The organism is Nostoc sp., assembly GCF_054880495.1.
Genome location: NZ_JBTYKD010000277.1, coordinates 1 through 18304, shown reverse-complemented (window position 1 = coordinate 18304; position 18304 = coordinate 1). Strand labels below are relative to the sequence as shown.

General features: G+C 42.5%; 11 protein-coding genes and 2 pseudogenes. 8 read left to right on the top strand and 5 right to left on the bottom strand.

What is annotated here, in order from left to right; all coding sequences use genetic code 11:
• Nucleotides 1-25 precede the first annotated feature (25 nt).
• Together ACYTXL_RS24540 and ACYTXL_RS24535 are read right to left on the bottom strand one after the other, a co-directional pair.
• Nucleotides 26-478, bottom strand: a complete 453-nt coding sequence (locus tag ACYTXL_RS24540; protein WP_461926997.1) for a hypothetical protein — start codon at nt 476-478, stop codon at nt 26-28.
• A 156-nt stretch (nt 479-634) separates the two neighbouring features.
• Complete coding sequence (locus tag ACYTXL_RS24535; protein ID WP_461926996.1) at nt 635-805, bottom strand: hypothetical protein; 171 nt, start codon at nt 803-805, stop codon at nt 635-637.
• Nucleotides 806-1585: 780 nt separating this feature from the next.
• On the opposite strand from ACYTXL_RS24535, the gene typA reads away from it, so the two are divergent.
• The 5 genes and pseudogenes from typA to ACYTXL_RS24510 all read left to right on the top strand — a co-directional run.
• The gene (typA, locus tag ACYTXL_RS24530; RefSeq protein WP_461926995.1) at nt 1586-3376 is read left to right on the top strand and encodes a translational GTPase TypA; all 1791 of its coding nucleotides are present in this window, start codon (nt 1586-1588) and stop codon (nt 3374-3376) included.
• Between the two features lie 367 nt (nt 3377-3743).
• Nucleotides 3744-5075, top strand: coding sequence for a GTPase family protein (locus tag ACYTXL_RS24525; protein WP_461926994.1), 1332 nt, complete (start codon nt 3744-3746; stop codon nt 5073-5075).
• Between the two features lie 135 nt (nt 5076-5210).
• Nucleotides 5211-5684, top strand: a complete 474-nt coding sequence (gene csx7 / locus ACYTXL_RS24520; RefSeq protein WP_461926993.1) for a type III CRISPR-associated RAMP protein Csx7 — start codon at nt 5211-5213, stop codon at nt 5682-5684.
• Between the two features lie 10 nt (nt 5685-5694).
• A complete protein-coding gene (locus ACYTXL_RS24515) occupies nt 5695-6315 on the top strand; it encodes a hypothetical protein (RefSeq protein ID WP_461926998.1) in 621 nt (206 codons plus the stop codon).
• Between the two features lie 31 nt (nt 6316-6346).
• Nucleotides 6347-6535: pseudogene (locus ACYTXL_RS24510) on the top strand (RAMP superfamily CRISPR-associated protein); the annotation flags it as partial.
• A 291-nt stretch (nt 6536-6826) separates the two neighbouring features.
• Here ACYTXL_RS24510 and ACYTXL_RS24505 read toward each other — a convergent pair.
• Nucleotides 6827-7768, bottom strand: coding sequence for an N-acetylmuramoyl-L-alanine amidase (locus ACYTXL_RS24505; RefSeq protein ID WP_461926992.1), 942 nt, complete (start codon nt 7766-7768; stop codon nt 6827-6829).
• A gap of 642 nt (nt 7769-8410) precedes the next feature.
• On the opposite strand from ACYTXL_RS24505, the gene bchH reads away from it, so the two are divergent.
• Nucleotides 8411-12187: a magnesium chelatase subunit H gene (gene bchH / locus ACYTXL_RS24500; protein ID WP_461926991.1), complete on the top strand. Its 3777-nt coding sequence runs from the start codon at nt 8411-8413 to the stop codon at nt 12185-12187.
• Between the two features lie 122 nt (nt 12188-12309).
• Complete coding sequence (locus tag ACYTXL_RS24495) at nt 12310-12522, top strand: hypothetical protein (protein WP_461926990.1); 213 nt, start codon at nt 12310-12312, stop codon at nt 12520-12522.
• A 431-nt stretch (nt 12523-12953) separates the two neighbouring features.
• On the opposite strand, the gene ACYTXL_RS24490 is transcribed toward ACYTXL_RS24495, so the two are convergent.
• Nucleotides 12954-17027, bottom strand: a complete 4074-nt coding sequence (locus ACYTXL_RS24490) for a non-ribosomal peptide synthetase (protein ID WP_461926989.1) — start codon at nt 17025-17027, stop codon at nt 12954-12956.
• Nucleotides 17028-17817: 790 nt separating this feature from the next.
• Between ACYTXL_RS24490 and ACYTXL_RS24485 the strand changes: the two are divergent.
• Nucleotides 17818-17955, top strand: a pseudogene (locus ACYTXL_RS24485) (cobaltochelatase subunit CobN); the annotation flags it as partial.
• 162 nt (nt 17956-18117) lie between these two features.
• Here ACYTXL_RS24485 and ACYTXL_RS24480 read toward each other — a convergent pair.
• Nucleotides 18118-18304: hypothetical protein (locus ACYTXL_RS24480; RefSeq protein ID WP_461926988.1), on the bottom strand; the 187-nt coding region annotated here is incomplete at its 5' end.

Sequence of the window (18304 nt, the reverse complement as noted above, 5' to 3'; positions counted from 1 at the left end):
CGGATATCATAAGCCCGAAAGCATCCTACACTTTCGCTTCGGTAACAACACCCAGTTTTTGTTGAATCCGGGTCTTAGCAGCTTTGAATTCAGTAGCAAGTTGTTCACTTTGCTCAGTGGTCAAGTTGTTGCTAATGGCACTTATTACTAGTTGATGTTTGAGCAATTCATGCTGAAATACTTTTTCATACAGGCTCAACTCGGAATCTTTGAACAATTCGCCAGCTTTTTCAATGAATTGTCTAACAGTTTTTTTGGCTTCAGCCTGAATGCGATACTGACCAATTACAGTTTCCAGAACGCCAAGATTTTTTTCGTTATCATTGATGAAATTCCGAATGCGATCGGTAATTTCGGCATCAAGTCCTTCTTTCAAAAGCAATTTCTCATTTTCAATTACCAACTCTTGCAGTGCTTTGATACTTGCCAATTTTACAGCAATAGCATTGCGTTTCGTATCATCTAAAGTAGTTACCATCCGTCTTCTCCTCCGCAGTCTTCATCATTGTTAACTTATACAACCTTGACATAGAAGTTAAGTATGTTGCCTCTTTCTTTTGAGCGAGCGCACTTACACCTTTGGGTAGATAAACATAACTTTTCGTTACAAACTCTGTTTTTCTACCTTTATAATTTAAATTTTTCTTCTATCCCCAGGCGGATTAATTTTTAATGCTAGTTTTATATAATTAAATGTTTTTGATGAATCTAAAAAATTAAAATAATCTAAGATTTCCTTAAAAACGCTCTTTAAATCCACCTCAGTAGGGCGTTTTGCAAATTGCTCATCGCTATAAATCCACACAAGCTTGATTACGCAATCAGTTGTATTGACTAAATACATTCATCTAATTTGTCCTGAAGCGCCTTTAGATACCTTCAACTCCAGCTTGTGAAATGACCATAGCGCCATGCTTGTATTTCTGCTTCAAGCAATGGCTGGATCATACATTGCCAAATATAAGCTTTGTGCGTAATACAGAAGCTTTTGAACCTTCATATTGGTCATTTCTGCTTCTATACTGTCTTCGTAAGCTCTGATAATGAAGTAGCGAGCCACATTTAGACAATCAATCATAATCAGACTCGCAAATTAAGACTGGTTAACTTATCTTAGCTATTTTTAATGGTCACTTACACATATTTTAGTTTAAATTTATTGAATTAGTACATTTTTACTATTTAAAATCAGTCTACTAATCCACTACATCAACCTTACGGTTAATTCTCCCCCCCTTTCCCCTACTTATCCTCACCCTTCATTTTTAGTTTGGTCAAGTACTTAAATACAGAACACCACAAAAAGGCTATGGAATTTAATCATTCGTAGGTTGGGTAGAAGGTAGACACCTGAAGGGTAGTGAAACCCAACATCAAGTCTAAATATTTCCGAACCTCTTTTACGGGCACATATACTTAGGCGATCGCAATGCCGCCTTGATAAACCTCAACGCAATTGTGACGATTACGCTAGAATTATTAAAGGTTCTTTACAGAGTTTGCTAATCATACTTAATTCTGTTAAAACAGCCTAGCATTAAAATGTAAATCTCAAAACCCCCTCTAGAGTTCACCAAAAGCTTCTATGACGCTCCCAATTCGCAACGTCGCCATTATCGCCCACGTTGACCACGGCAAAACTACCCTGGTTGACGCACTCCTCAAACAATCCGGCATTTTCCGCGAAGGCGAAGACGTTCCGGATTGCGTTATGGACTCCAACGCCCTAGAACGGGAACGGGGTATTACTATTCTGTCCAAAAATACAGCAGTTCGCTACAAAGAAACGCTAATCAATATTGTTGATACTCCTGGACACGCTGACTTTGGTGGCGAAGTTGAACGGGTACTCGGCATGGTTGACGGATGTCTTCTGATTGTTGATGCCAATGAAGGCCCCATGCCCCAAACCCGCTTTGTACTCAAAAAAGCTTTGGAAAAAGGGCTGCGCCCCATCGTAATTATCAACAAAATCGACCGTGGTCAAGCTGATCCCCACGTTGCTGTTGATAAAGTCTTGGATCTGTTCTTGGAATTAGGGGCAGATGAAGACCAGTGTGATTTTACCTATTTGTTTGCCTCCGGGATGGCAGGTTTCGCCAAAGAAAGCTTGGAAGCAGAATCGGTAGATATGCAACCCCTGTTTAACGCGATTCTGCAACACGTTCCACCACCAGTAGGCGACAGCACTAAGCCTCTACAATTGCAAGTGACAACCCTAGATTATTCTGAATATCTAGGCCGGATTGTCATTGGCAGAATTCACAACGGTACTATCCGCTCAGGACAGCAAGCAGCTTTAGTAACAGAAGATGGTACTATTGTCAAGGGTAAAATTACCAAATTGATGGGCTTTGATGGACTGAAGCGCGTAGAGATGGAAGAAGCAAGCGCAGGTTATATTGTTGCGGTGGCTGGTTTCGCTGATGCTTATATTGGGGAAACGATTACTGACCCCAATGATCCGCAAGCTTTACCACTAATTAAAGTGGATGAACCAACCTTGCAAATGGCCTTCTGGGTGAATGATTCGCCCTTTGCAGGTCAAGAAGGTAAGTTGGTGACATCAAGACAAATACGCGATCGCCTATTCCGCGAACTTGAAACCAACGTTGCTTTGCGTGTCGAAGAAACCGATTCTCCCGATAAATTCCTCGTTTCCGGTCGTGGAGAACTCCACTTAGGTATCTTAATTGAAACCATGCGTCGGGAAGGCTTCGAGTTTCAGGTATCTCAGCCACAGGTAATTTACCGCGAAATCAACGGTCAACCTTGCGAACCCTTTGAACTTCTGGTGTTAGACATTCCTGCTGATGGTGTGGGTAGCTGTATTGAACGCTTGGGACAACGCAAAGGCGAAATGCAAGATATGCAGCCCGGTAGTGGCGATCGCACCCAACTAGAGTTTGTGATTCCCGCCCGTGGTTTGATTGGTTTCCGGGGTGAATTCATGCGGATGACTCGTGGTGAAGGCATCATGAATCACAGCTTCTTAGATTACCGTCCACTCAGTGGCGACATTGAAGCCCGTAACAAAGGCGTTTTAATCTCCTTTGAAGAAGGCGTTTCTACCTTCTACGCCATGAGAAATGCTGAAGATAGAGGAGCATTCTTTATTATTCCCGGCACAAAGGTTTATAGAGGCATGATTGTCGGAGAACACAATCGTTCCCAAGATTTGGAACTAAATATCTGTAAGACCAAGCAGTTAACCAACCACCGGGCTGCTGGTAGTGAAGAACTAGTGCAACTGCAAGCACCAATAGACATGAGCCTAGAGCGTGCTTTGGAATACATTGGTTCCGATGAATTGGTAGAAGTTACACCCCAATCGATTCGTTTGCGGAAGATGTCGAAGAAGTTGGCGAAACGTTAAGTTTAGTTACTTGATTAATTTAAAAAGCCCGCTAATGTGGGCTTTTTACCATCAATGCCACAAGCGAAAACCTTTTCTTATAGGTATATGTTGCAAGAGAACCCTTCTCTTCTCTTCGAGAGGCTGCGCCAATGAGAGGCTGCGCCAACGAGAGGCTTCTCTTTCAGAGACGCTAACGCGAACGCCAACGACTTCGCTCAGGGTAAAAGATTTGGGTCTTGGGAACCAGGACTCCTGACAAGAGGAGGGAATGTTAGACTTTCTAGTACTACGGAGTTCTGGAGGCTATTCCCGATGAATTGGGAAGCTCAGACTTCAGCCTTAGGCAAGTCTGAGTAGTTCACTTCTATCTACCATTTGGATGGAAATGACTGAGCAACGTGATGCTGACTCACCGTCAACTGATTCTCAACAATTGAGTGAACCGACTGATACTATAACAAAGTCGGTCGATAATTCGTGGACAAATCGCATTGCTGGTGTCTGGAACAAAGCAACAACACGTCTAACGCAACTCTTACCCGTAGAACAACTGGGACAGACAGTTGTTGAATGGTTTAGTGTGAGCGAGGATCAGGTTGCAGAGATTTTAGAGAAAGTTCGAGCTGAACTACCAACTACTGAAGCGCTGCTAATTGGTAAACCTCAAGCCGGAAAAAGTTCTATTGTGCGGGGATTGACGGGAGTTTCTGCCGAAATTGTTGGTCAGGGATTTCGTCCCCACACGCAACACACCCAGCGCTATGCCTATCCTTCTAATGACCTGCCGTTACTAATTTTTACTGATACGGTGGGACTTGGTGATGTTAAACAAGATACTCAGGCAATTATTCAGGAGTTGGTTCGGGATTTACAACAGGAAACTCATTCCGCTAGAATCCTGCTGCTGACGGTTAAAATCAATGATTTTGCAACTGAGACGCTACGACAAATTGCTCAACAGTTGCGCCACCAGTATCCAAACATTCCCTGTCTGTTGGTAGTTACCTGCTTACATGAGGTTTATCCTCGTGATACCGTCGATCATCCCGCCTATCCGCCAGATGATCAGGAAGTCAACCGCGCATTTGCTGCAATGCAACAAGCCTTCGTCAGAATAACTAACCACTCTGTACTAATTGACTTTACCTTAGAAGAAGATGGCTACACGCCGGTATTTTATGGCTTAGAAGCGCTGCGAGATTCTTTGGCAGAATTACTCCCACAAGCAGAAGCCCAGGCGATTTATCAGCTATTGGATCAAGAAGAAGCTGGAAAGCAAATTGGCAACCTTTACCGAGATGCTGCACGCCGTTATATTTTGCCATTTGCGATTATGTCTGCCACCCTCGCGGCTGTACCTTTGCCATTTGCCACAATGCCTGTACTCACTGCCTTGCAAGTATCAATGGTGGGTCTATTGGGTAAATTATATGGGCAGACAATTACTCCATCCCAGGCGGGAGGCGTTGTGAGTGCGATCGCAGGTGGTTTTTTAGCACAGGCGATCGCACGGGAGTTAATTAAATTTATACCAGGTTTTGGCAGTGCGATCGCCGCCTCTTGGGCAGCCGCCTATACCTGGGCACTAGGGGAAGCAGCCTGCGTTTACTTTGGTGATTTAATGGGAGGTAAGAAACCCGATCAACAGAAAATTCAATTGGTGATGCAAGAAGCATTTCAAGTGGCGCAACAACGGTTTAAGGGAATCAAACGTTAAGACTCAAGAATCCGTTTTTCAAAGCAAACACTTCAGAAATATTACGGAAATAACAACACCCATAAAAAAGAAATTAAGATTCCCCAATCTTTAACTCAATTGGGCAAAGTAAGTATCAGTGACTTGCTTATATATATGCAAGTCACTGATACTTGGTTTGGACAATATCAAGAAAGAGACGGTGTAGCAATTGACCGAGACACCGAAACAGCCGCAGATGGTAAACTTTACGATTTTCAAGTGGTTCCGGCTGCGGCACAATTTGACTTGAAAGCGGTGGTAAAAAATGCGGAACCTTGGGAATTGGGACTGTTGATAATTGGTTTACACCAGTTTGAAACAGAACAAATACCTCTGGGTGGGGGGCGATCGCGTGGGTTGGGTGTCGTTAAACTAGAAATTGAGAAAATGCGCTGGTTTGATGTCAACAACGACCCAGAAAAGTTACTGACATACCTACAAGAATTAGTCAGCAGTAATACACCTGATGATATATCCAGCTATAAAGATGGTCAGGACTTCAAGCCGGATTGGATTTATGCTCTGATCAATCATTTAAGAGACAATATGAATAAGAGTTCCACAGTTGAAGCAACACAAAATTATTAAGCAGGTAAATATGGCTTTTAGTAGTTATAAAACTATGGGCGAAGTCCTCAAAGCATTTCAGGTTATCTATACAGAAGCTCATTTCATAAGCGAAGCTGAGTTTAATGTCTCTGACTACTTCCGGGAAGATTTAGAAACTATGATGCGGGATGGTGTTGTTGATAACTCAGAGTTTTCTATTTGTGAAAATCTGATTTATCCAGTCCTCAAAGAAGTTTGGAAGTGCTACCGCAGTCAGTTCATTTTATGGGGTCATCATTCATTAAATTATGATGAAAAATTATCAGGCTTTCCTGAGTATATTTTGGCTAAAAAATCTCCTTTAGGAAAAGTGGTATTTGATAAGCCATATTTCATTTTAGTAGAAGCAAAACAGGATAATTTTGAAACTGGTTGGGCGCAATGTTTAGCAGAAATGATTCCGGCTCAAAGGCTTAACGGGGAATTAGAAATAATTATCTTTGGTATTGTTTCTAATGGTGCAGTATGGCAATTTGGCAAGTTAGAAGGAGAAGCATTTACTAGAAATATTCTACCTTACACAATTTATGAGCTAGATAAACTCTTTGCTGTCGTTAATTATGTCTTTCAACAGTGTGAATCGCAGCTAAACAATCTGGTAGCTGCTTAATATTCCAGGTTTTTATCAAGAAAATTTAGTTATGCACAAACGATTTGTTAATCACTGCACGATTTATTTAACCTTAATTCCTGATGGCCCAATTCTGATTAAATCTGGTACAGAAGGGGCTGATCCGACTAAGCCTGATATGGAATTTGTGGAAACCTATCATGCTGGTGGAGGTTCTATATATTTACCATCATCTAAGTTGAGAACCGTAGTTTTTGCCCTCATCCTAAATCCCTCTCCCACATCTGGGAGAGGGACTTTGAAATTCTGGCTCCCCTTCTCCCAGATGTGGGAGAAGGGGTTGGGGGATGAGGGCAAATCCTTAGCCTTGCTAAGGAGAGGGACAGGTTTTGCGTAGGATAACCAATCTTTGAGGTTTTCTTGAGCTATTCGATAAACCGACGCAATAACTAATCATCGCTGCGTAAGTCCTAAAATAGCTATAGGATGCAGAAATTTACATCTGCGATCGCTATACTTTTATAATCCAGATGAGCAATCTGCCATCAGCCTAACCAATTAATTTCTGCCAATTAGTAGGCCCGACAATCCCATCAGCTTCTAAACCATTTTGCTTTTGAAAGTTCTTAATTGCAACCTCTGTTTGCGGCCCATAGACACCATCATTATCAACACCTACACGGTATTGCAAGTATCTGACAACTGCACCGCCAGCATGGTTTGGTCTGATAATTCGTTTTGCCAAAATTAGATTTATGGCATTCCATGTAGTATCATCAGCAATTCCAGTGGCCTGAACCCCGACAATAGTCTGAAATTTTTCTACGGCAGATTTTGTGTTAGCCCCGGTGAAGCCATCTTCCACTAACGCATTACCATTCTTATCAGTTATTTTGAGTCTATTTAAGGCTTTTTGCAGTCTCTGAATAGTGGTATCTAGATTCTCCTCTTCATCTGGTACGGGCTTAACAGGAACACTTGGCACTTTACCAGTTAAGCCTTTGACGATGGCATTAGCCATTGCTTCTGGATTATAAAGATTCATATCTTTTTGTGAATCGACAAAGCAACCTTCTACCAGAATCGCAGGCATATCTGTATTTTTCAGAACATACAAATGGGAACCACTCTTAACGCCGCGATTAAAAAATCCTAACTTGACGATTTCATCTAGTACAGGTTTAGCGATTTTTGTCCCCGTATCGCTAGTCGCAAATACTTCTGTGCCGTTAGCTTGTCCGTTAAAACAGTTAAAATGAATCGAGACGTAAATATCTACTTTACTCGCATTAGCTGTAGAACATCTTTTTGAGAGTGATTCACGTACTGTACTAGCACTACTTGGTTTACATACTACGACTTCATTTCCTAAAGCTCTTAACTTGGCTATAACTCTATTACCTACATCTAGAGTTAAATTATCCTCAAATTTAATTCCTCTGGCTCCTGTGTCTGGTGGACAATTGTGCCCGCTATCAATTCCAAATTTCATGATTTCATCCTCATTTTACTTATTTTTACACTAGTTCCAAACTCTTTCAATTATAGAGACAAAGTTTTGTTAAGAAATTTGTTTAAGTACTTGTTGGCAATGTCAGCATTATTTTAAGCATGACTATCCTGGTAAACAAAATAAGTTTTTCGGTGAACATGAACAGCAATTTTTTTGTGGTAAAATCTCCTAATCCAACATAATTAAAAATTGTTTGATTCGCCTGCGTCTACAAGCAGTCTTGTTTTAGTTGGGGTTTAAATCACCTTTCTATTACATAATTATGAATTATCAATTTTTAAAAGTATATTGTCATCAAAAACACAACTATTATAATTTATCAAAATCTGGAATAATCAGTTAATTTTTGCAATAAATTGAAATGCAGCAATTACCTCCATTATTTCAGATAATAACGCTTGTAAAAGTAGAAAGCCATGACAAATGTACCTAGTACATTGTGGCGGAAGTTTGCCTACCTTTAACCAGTTGCTCAAGTAATTGTCTGGTTAATTGAGATGGTAGCCGAATTTACCTCCTACCTCAAGTAACTACTGACTGGAATCTGTGGGTAGATATTTAACAATCAGCCTGTGAGCCAGTTTAAAATTTAAGTAAAGAAATATTTCGTAGCTTACAGGCATGAAACGCATCGTCTTGGTTGCTGGGTTTGAATCGTTCAACGCTGACTTGTATAGAAAAGCAGCTTTTTTGGCTAACTCTCGCTGTCCTGAGTTGGATATTCGGGTATTTAGCGATCGCGATCTTACCACCAAACGCACCGAGGTAGAAGCAGCACTTCATGACGCGGATGTATTTTTCGGTAGCCTACTATTTGATTATGACCAGGTTGTGTGGCTGCGCGATCGCATTGCCCAAATTCCCATCCGCCTAGTGTTTGAGTCAGCCTTAGAATTGATGAGTTTAACCAAGCTGGGTATTTTTGCCATTGGCGACAACCCCAAAGGAATGCCCAAACCAGTTAAATTCATCCTCGACAAATTTAGCAACGGCCGAGAAGAAGACAAACTCGCTGGTTACATCAGCTTCTTAAAAATTGGCCCCAAACTACTGAAATACGTACCAGTGCAAAAAGTCCAAGACTTACGCAACTGGTTAATTATCTATGGTTACTGGAATGCTGGCGGCCAAGAAAACGTCGCTTCATTATTCTGGATACTGGCAGAAAAATACTTAGGTTTAAAAGTCGGCGATATTCCCCCACCAATTGAAACCCCCAACATCGGATTACTCCATCCCGACTATCCAGGATTTTTTGAATCGCCCCGTGAGTATCTGGAATGGTATAAAACCTATTGTAGAGACGCGATTCATCGCATCTCCCCTAATCGCATCTCCCCTAATTGCATCTCCCCTAATCGCGTCTCCCCAGTTGTAGGCATATTACTCTACCGAAAACACGTCATCACCAAACAACCCTACATTCCCCAACTAATTCGCAGTTTTGAATTAGCCGGGTTAACTCCTTTACCCATTTTCATCAACGGTGTAGAAGGACATGTGGCGGTACGAGATTGGATGACAACCGACTATGAAATTCAGCAACGCCAACTAGGTAATATTGAGACTCCCTCACTATCTAGTGAAGCAGTAAAAGTGAATGCGATCGTTTCTACAATTGGCTTTCCTCTGGTGGGTGGCCCGGCTGGTTCAATGGAAGCTGGGCGTCAGGTGGAAGTAGCAAAGCGCATCCTCACTGCTAAGAATGTACCTTATATTGTTGCTGCACCATTATTAATTCAAGATATCCACTCGTGGACACGCCAAGGTGTCGGCGGATTGCAAAGTGTCGTGTTGTACGCCTTACCAGAATTGGATGGGGCTATTGATACTATTCCCCTCGGTGGTTTGGTGGGTGAAAATATTTATCTGGTTCCCGAACGGGTACAACGATTAATTGGTAGGGTGAAAAGTTGGGTAGCTTTGCGACAAAAACCTGCTTCAGAACGCAAGATTGCGATCATTTTATATGGGTTTCCTCCCGGTTATGGTGCTGTGGGGACAGCTGCATTATTAAATGTCCCACGTAGTTTGCTGAAGTTTCTCCACGCACTCAAAGAACAAGGTTATACCGTCGGAGATTTGCCTGATGATGGGGAAGAATTGATTCGCTGGGTGAAAGAAGCGGATGAATCTTTAAATGACGCGGAGAATATCCCGGCATCTGTAAATGTCCGCACATTAGAAAAATGGTTGGGATATCTGCAAACTTCCCGCATTGAAAAACAATGGAAGTCTCTCACGGGAACTGGAATTAAAACTTATGGCGACGAATTCCAGATTGGCGGTGTGCAATTAGGGAATGTGTGGATAGGTGTACAACCACCTTTGGGCATACAAGGCGACCCCATGCGTTTAATGTTTGAACGAGATTTAACGCCCCATCCGCAATATGTTGCTTATTATAAATGGCTCCAAAATGAGTTTCAAGCTGATGCTATAGTTCACTTTGGAATGCATGGAACGGTGGAATGGTTGCCTGGTTCTCCTTTGGGTAATACGGGTTATTCTTGGTCGGATATTTTGTTAGGAAATTTGCCTAATCTATATATATATGCGGCGAATAATCCTTCGGAATCGATGTTGGCAAAACGTCGCGGTTATGGTGTGTTGATTTCCCATAATGTACCACCTTATGGTCGTGCAGGTTTGTATAAAGAATTGGTAGCATTGCGTGATTTGATTTCGGAGTATCGTGAAGATCCACAAAAGAATTATGTCCTTAAGGAAGGGATTTGTAAAAAAATTGTGGACTCTGGGTTGGATGCAGATTGTCCGTTTGCAGATGCGAAACGGTTGGGGATTGCGTTTACTCCCGAAAATGTTCGGATGTTTAGCACTCATGCTTTTGATGATTATTTGGTGGAGGTATATGGATATTTGCAAGTGTTAGAAAATCGGTTGTTTTCTTCTGGGTTGCATACTTTGGGGGAAGCACCGAATGAGGAGGAATTGGCGGCGTATTTGGAGGCTTATTTTGGGAAGGAGGATGGAATAAACGAACCGCGTTCGCGAAGTGTCACGCAGAGAAGGCGCGTTCACGAAGTATCTCGAAGAGAAGGACGCGAAGAAGAAGAAAGAGAGGAGGAGCAAAGAGTAATAAGGGATTTGTTAATGCAATCTACGGATGAGTTAACGAATTTGTTAAGGGGGTTGAATGGGGAATATATTCCGCCTGCGCCGGGTGGGGATTTGTTGCGGGATGGTGCTGGTGTTTTACCGACTGGGAGGAATATTCATGCTTTAGACCCTTATCGGATGCCTTCTCCTGCGGCATACCAACGGGGACGAGAAATTGCTAAAAAAATTATCGCCCAGCATTTGGATGAATATGGGACATATCCAGAAACGGTGGCGGTGATGCTTTGGGGATTGGATGCGATTAAAACTAAGGGTGAATCTCTGGGAATTCTGTTGGAATTGGTGGGGGCTGAACCTGTTAAGGAAGGAACTGGTAGAATTGTTCGTTATGAATTGAAGCCGTTGGTGGATGTTGGACATCCTCGCATTGATATATTGGGTAATTTGTCTGGGATTTTCCGGGATAGTTTTGTCAATATCATCGAATTGTTAGATGATTTATTTCAACGCGCAGCTAATGCTGATGAACCCGAAGATCAGAATTTTATTAGAAGACACGCTTTAGCTTTAAAAGCCCAAGGTGTGGAAAATGCATCGGCGAGATTGTTTTCTAATCCGGCAGGTGATTTTGGTTCTTTGGTGAATGATCGAGTTGTGGATGGTAACTGGGAATCTGGCGAGGAGTTAGGCAATACTTGGCAAAGTCGCAATGTGTTTAGCTACGGGAGAGAAGATAAAGGTGAAGCTAGACCGGAAGTCTTGAACACGTTGTTAAAAACTAGCGATCGCATTGTTCAAGAAATCGATTCGGTAGAATATGGTTTAACTGATATTCAAGAATATTACGCCAATACCGGCGGTTTAAAAAGGGCAGCAGAAAAACAAGGCGGTAAGAAGGTTACAACCAGTTTTGTGGAAAGTTTCTCGAAAGATACTACACCCCGCAATTTAGATGATTTGCTGCGGATGGAGTATCGCACTAAGTTGGTAAATCCCAAATGGGCGCAAGCGATGGCGAATCAAGGTTCTGGTGGTGCTTTTGAAATTTCCCAACGAATGACGGCGTTGATTGGTTGGGGTGGTACTGCCGATTTTACCGATGATTGGGTTTATGACCAAGCGGCTGATACTTATGCGTTAGATGAAGAGATGGCGGATAAATTACGTAAGGCAAATCCTGAAGCTTTTCGCAATATTTTAGGCAGAATGTTAGAGGCGCATGGGCGCGGTTTCTGGCAAGCTGATAGTGAGAAGTTGGATAAGTTGCGTCAATTATATGAGTTAACAGATGAGGAGTTGGAGGGTGTTACAGTTTAGAGAGTTGGGTACGTTAGGCATTATCTCGTTACATTCAATAGCATGCTGCCTACAACACTACATTATCTACCATTGACAAACTCACAGATGACCTGAATAATGCAGAAAAGGCTGTAATAGCGATGTCAGAAAAAATGTTACTAGGAGTTGGCAGCCGTTACGGTAAAAACAGCCAAGAATACGAGATGGCGGGTGGTGCGCGACGAGGTAATACCAAGAAGAAGCAAAGCGTACTAGGCAATTCCAAACCCACCAATTCTTTAGTAGCCGATTCTGTTAAGGTTTCTTCTGCAAATGGATCTATGAATGGGGTGTCGGATGCGATCGTGAGTTGAGTAACATCCAATAAGGTTTAGTCATACGTTAAATTGACGCTTATGGGCACTGTCCATTAGTGTCAACAAAAGCCTAGAAATAGCTTATCTGTTAGCTTCCTCACCCGCCTAGAAATTAATTCCCAGGCTAACAGCTAAAGTCTACTAAAGTAGACTCAAGATTTTTGAGTATATTTAGTCATAAATTCTTACCCTTACGCAATGATACATTTACTGCAACAGTAGATATTTTGGGTGAAGGTTTGGTGGGACAATGCGTTTTAGCATAAACAAAATTCATCTCATCTGAGATGAATTTTTGGGCGATGAATCGCCAAGCTTTGAACTAGGGTTATATAATCAGCAAATCTTTTCAATAGCAGTTATTTTCCAAGGCTTCATGGATGCTATCCCATTGCCGTCGAAATCCTGAACTAAGGGAAAAGTTCAAATTAATTTTTTGGAGACTGCGCCTGCGTTAAGCAATTTCTCAATGTTTCGGCTAACACCTGTACGTTGGGTTCCTTAAGTAGGTCAAGGTGAGAACCGGGAAGGTAATGGATATCTAATCCTCCAAGCACTAGGTCGCCCCAGCCGAATTGAGGATCGTATTGTATGCCTATAGCTTCGCCGCGATTTTGATCCTCTGTCCGCAAAAGGACACCTCGACCAAGATAAGGTGAAAAGATATATTCGCTGATGGCTTGAGTGTTAGTATCTATAATTTTTAAGTGCTTGTCAGTTCCAGGTAAATTCAGTACCCCTTCCAAGTAACGTTTATATCTATTTTGGAGACTCTGCTTACGCCAATAGCTCCATTCTCCAGACTTTTGCCAAAGGTAGGTAGGCCCTTCTTGAATAATATTATTTAAATGCAAAAAAACTCGCTTCAGAAATGGTGCCTGCCAGCTATAACCTGGACGACAACTATCAACTATAGCTAGAATCCCAACTTCTTCGCCTTGCTCTTGGAGTTGCCGAGCCATCTCAAAAGCAACTATACCCCCAAAAGAATAACCTCCCAGAAAATAAGGGCCATCGGGCTGAAGGGTCTGAATTTCTTGAATGTAGTGAGTTGCCATGTCTTCAATCCGCCTATGGAAAGGGTGTTTTCCATTTAGTCCTTGTGGCTGTAGTCCGTAGAATGGTTGGTCTGACCCTAAATGCAGTGCCAATTCACGGAAACACAAGACTTCTCCACCCAGTCCGTGAATACAGAAAAAAGGTGGCTTGGAACCGTTGGGTTGAATTTCTACCAGGGATGACCAGCTTGATTTTGATTTCTCTAAGCTATTTACTAAAGCCAAGTTTCTTACTATGTCTTTTTCTTGGCAGATTATTTTGGCTAGAGCCTCTATAGTCCCGGACTGAAAGAGAATCGCCAGAGGCAGATTTTTATTAAATGTCTTTTCAATTTGCCAAAACAGTTTTACCGCTAATATGGAGTGTCCTCCTAACTCAAAGAAGTTGTCCCTGACACCGATAGGCTGGACACCTAAAATTTCTGACCAAATTTTGGTCAGTTGGAATTCTAATTGATCGCGGGGAGCGATATAGGTGTTTTCGGAATCAAGCCTTGTTGAGTCTGGTGCTGGTAAAGCGCGGCGGTCGATTTTGCCGTTGGAGGTTAGGGGTAGGGTGTCTAGGAAAACGAAAGCACTAGGCACCATATATTCTGGTAGTTTCTGTTTGAGGAAGTGGCGTAGTTCCTCTGTGGTTGGTGTCTGTTCTGGGTGAGGAACGATGTAGGCGACTAATCGCTGGTTTTCGGGATGATCAACTCTAGCTGTGACGACAGTTTGCTGTATGGTGGGGTGTTGTGCTAGTAAAGTTTCGATTTCTCCAAGTTCGATGCGGAAACCACGGACTTTTACCTGATGGTCGATGCGTCCCAAGTATTCAATGTCTCCATTGGGCAAGTAGCGTGCCTGATCGCCAGATTTATAAAGGCGTGCGTTTGGTTTATCACTAAAGGAATTGGGGATGAACCTTTGAGCTGTTAGTTCTGGTCGATTTAAATAACCTCGTGCCACTCCAGCACCACCAATGTACATCTCACCTGGCACTCCAATCGGTACTGGTTGTCCCTGTTGATCTAACAAGTAAACTTGCAAGTCAGAAATTGGACGACCAATGACACTTCCACAAGCAACTTCTAAGTCTGCTATTGTCAGTGGACGATATGTCACATGCACAGTTGTTTCCGTAATGCCGTACATATTAACTAACTGTGGAGACTGATCGCCGTGGCGCTCAAACCAAGGTCTTAAACTCTGAATTTCCAGAGCTTCTCCGCCAAAAATCACCAGTCGCAAGCTCAACTTGTTGGCATTTCCCAACAATTCCTCTGCTTGTATAAGTTGGCAAAAAGCTGAAGGCGTTTGGTTGAGTACTGTCACTTGCTGCGTTAACAATAATTTGTAGAAGTCTTCAGGTGAACGACTCAGCCAGTAAGGTATTACTACTAACTTTCCACCATACAGCAGAGCGCCCCAGAGTTCCCAAACAGAAAAATCAAAGGCAATCGAATGAAAAAGTGAAAAGACATCCTGTTGGTTGAAGTGATACCAAGACTCTGTTGCTAACAACAGGCGGACAACATTCCTGTGATTGACTAAGACGCCTTTGGGTTGGCCTGTTGAGCCTGAGGTATAGATGATATATGCTAGGTTATTAGTTGTACAATCAGTGATAAAATTCTCTTGGCTTTCCTGAGCAATACTTCCCCAATCCGTGTCTAGGCAAACAAGCCTTGTTTGAGATTCTGGCAAGTTTTTTATCAGGCGCTGCTGCGTCAATAACACTGGTAACTGAGTGTCCTGCAATATGAAGGCTAATCGCTCTTGGGGATATGCTGGGTCAAGGGATAAGTAAGCGCCACCTGCTTTGAGGATTCCCAACAGTCCGATGATCATATCGAGCGATCGCTCTACACAAATTCCCACCAGTACCTCTGCTCCTACTCCTAGCTGTTGTAGATAGTGCGCCAGTTGATTCGCTCGTTGGTTGAGATCGTTGTAGGTTAACTGTTGGTCTTCAAACACCACTGCTACGGCATCAGGCGATCGCTCTACTTGCGCTTCAAACAACTGGTGCAGACATTGAGATAAATCGTAGTCAGTTTGGGTATTATTCCACTCTACTAATAGCTGATGCTGTTCGGCTGGTGTTAACAGAGGTAAATCTGAAATCTGCTGTTCTGGGTTGGCGACGATCCCTTGAAGTAAAGTTTGGAAATGCCCTACCATTCGAGCGATCGTTGTCGCATCGAATAAGTCTGTGTTGTATTCAATTCCACCTTTGATCCCCGATGAAGTTTCTTCCAGGTCGAGGGTAAGATCAAACTTTGCAGCACCGCTATGGACTTTTAAAGGAGTAATGGTCAATCCCGGAACTTCCCAGAGTTCCCTTGGGGTATTGTGGAAGGCAAACATTACCTGAAATAACGGTGAGTGGCTCAGATTTCGTTCTGGCTGTAGTTCTTCTACTAGCTTTTCAAAGGGCAGGTCTTGGTGGGCATAAGCTGACAAAACTACTTCCTGCACCCGACCTAACAATTCCCGAAAACTTGGATTTTCTGAAAGGTTAGTTCGCATTACTAAATTATTGGCGAATAATCCAATCAGCCCCTTAACTTCAAGTTGGTTACGGTTAGCTATTGCAGAACCAACAATAATATCTTCTTGGCCCGTATAGCGGTAGAGCAACGTCTTGAATGCTGCCAACAAAGTCACAAACAAGGTAACTCCTGACTGCTGACTCAAAGACTTAAGTGCATCACTTAAGTTATTGGGCAAATTCAGAGATTGTCTTGCACCTCGATATGTTTGCACTGGCGGGCGGGGACGGTCAGTTGGCAACTCCAGTATAGGTAACTTCCCTCCTAGTTGCTGCTTCCAATAGGCAAGCTGAGATTCCAACACTTCACTAAGCAAACACTCACGCTGCCAAATAGCAAAGTCAGTATACTGACTGGGTAGTTCAACCAACGGTGATGGTAAGCCATTGGAAAAAGCTTCATATAAAGTCGCAAGTTCCTGCAAAAGTACGCCCAACGACCAGTCATCGCCAACAATCTCGTGTATCGTTAGCAGCAAGATATGCTCAATTTTACTCAATTGCTGCAAGACTGCACGCAGTAACGGCCCACTGGCTAAGTCAAAAGATTGCTGCACTGATTCAGTTATCAGCCGTTGACTCTCTTGTTGACGCTCAGTTTCAAAAAGCTCTCTCAGAGAAACAATTGCCAGAGTCCACTTCAAGTCTGAGGCAATGACCTGTAATGATTGCCCATCTACAGCAGTAAAAGTCGTTCGCAAAGCCTCATGACGCCGCATAATTTCACGCAAACTCTGATCCAGCGCCCTGACGTCAAGCAAACCCTTCAGATGAATAGCTACAGATATATTGTAAGTATGATTCCCAGGATTTAACTGGTCGAGAAGCCACAGGCGCTGTTGAGCAAAAGACAAGGCAGTATCTGACTCTTGTCTTTTAAGATTTTTTAGCAAAGAGGTAAAATCCATACCGAAATCTCTAAATAGATAATTAGGTGAAAATAGTGATTGTTTCTACCGTTTTCCTAATGCTATTGACATGAAGATTACAGCTTTATGAGTCAGGTTAAAAAACTCAAAAGGATATTTAAGAGGATGTTTCAAACCTCCCGAAAGATATTATAGTTTTACCCTTCAGATTTAGGTTAAATTGAAGGTTTAAAGCATATGCTAGGATACTTCGCAGTACTCATCATTAGAGCAAAAAGCTCTTTTAAAACATCTTTTTAATTTGTTTATTTACTTAAGGACACTTGAATCTACCAGTTTTTTATGACAAAGCTATTACCAAGCAATGTCAAAACTGTGACTTATTCAGTTGTAAACTTTCTGTCCTATGCCCCTCATAAGTGCTGAGTTCCCAGAAATAAAAAACTCCACCCACAAGGGGATGGAGTTTTTGGGCATGGGGAATGGGGCACTTGTACTGAGCGTTGTCGTTGGCGCAGCCTAAGAAGAGAAGTATAGGGCATGGGGAAGAAGTTACCTGTTTGGCCCATGCCCTATGCCCCAAGGGTTGGGGGGAGCAACCTCGACCACCCACTCAAGGGAATTGAGTTTCCCGCCGCTTTCAATGAAGTGATGAGTAGGTAATCTCACTTGTTGACTCGGAGATCGGAACTGTTTTGCCTAATGTCCAATATGCAAATTTTATCGCTCCTTACCCGTAGATACCGAACAATTGCTTTCACTATTGCGTGTTTGGCTATATCGGTAACTCAAGTCTGTAGAGAGGTGTTAGCAAAGCACCACAAACTCAGTAAATCACAAATTTTTTTCAAAGGCGATCGCTAAAGATGCAGAGATGGCGGATAAACTACGTAAGGCAAATTTTGAAGCTTTTCGCAATATTTTAGCGAGAATGTTGGAGGCGCATGGGCGGGGTTTTTGGCAAAGCAAAACATTTTAGATCCCCCTAAATCCACGCCACATGCTTCAAGTCAGGAAACCCGCCCAACGCAGTGGCTCCCCTTAAAAAGAGGGACTTTACAGCAGTTTTCATCTATTTGAACCACATCTGTCGTAGGGGCACAGCATTGCTGTGCCCCTACCGCGTGGTCTATTTATCTGAAAATAGCTTTATAGAATAGAGCAAGATAGTTAGCCAGAAACCCAGCAAGATAGGCAAAAATATTAATTTAAATATCAGGACAATTCCACCCATGAAGCCTGAAAGCAAAAGTGGAATAAATCTTTGCTTTCCTTCGTGATTAAAAGATTGATAAGTCAGCCAAAGACATAGAAAC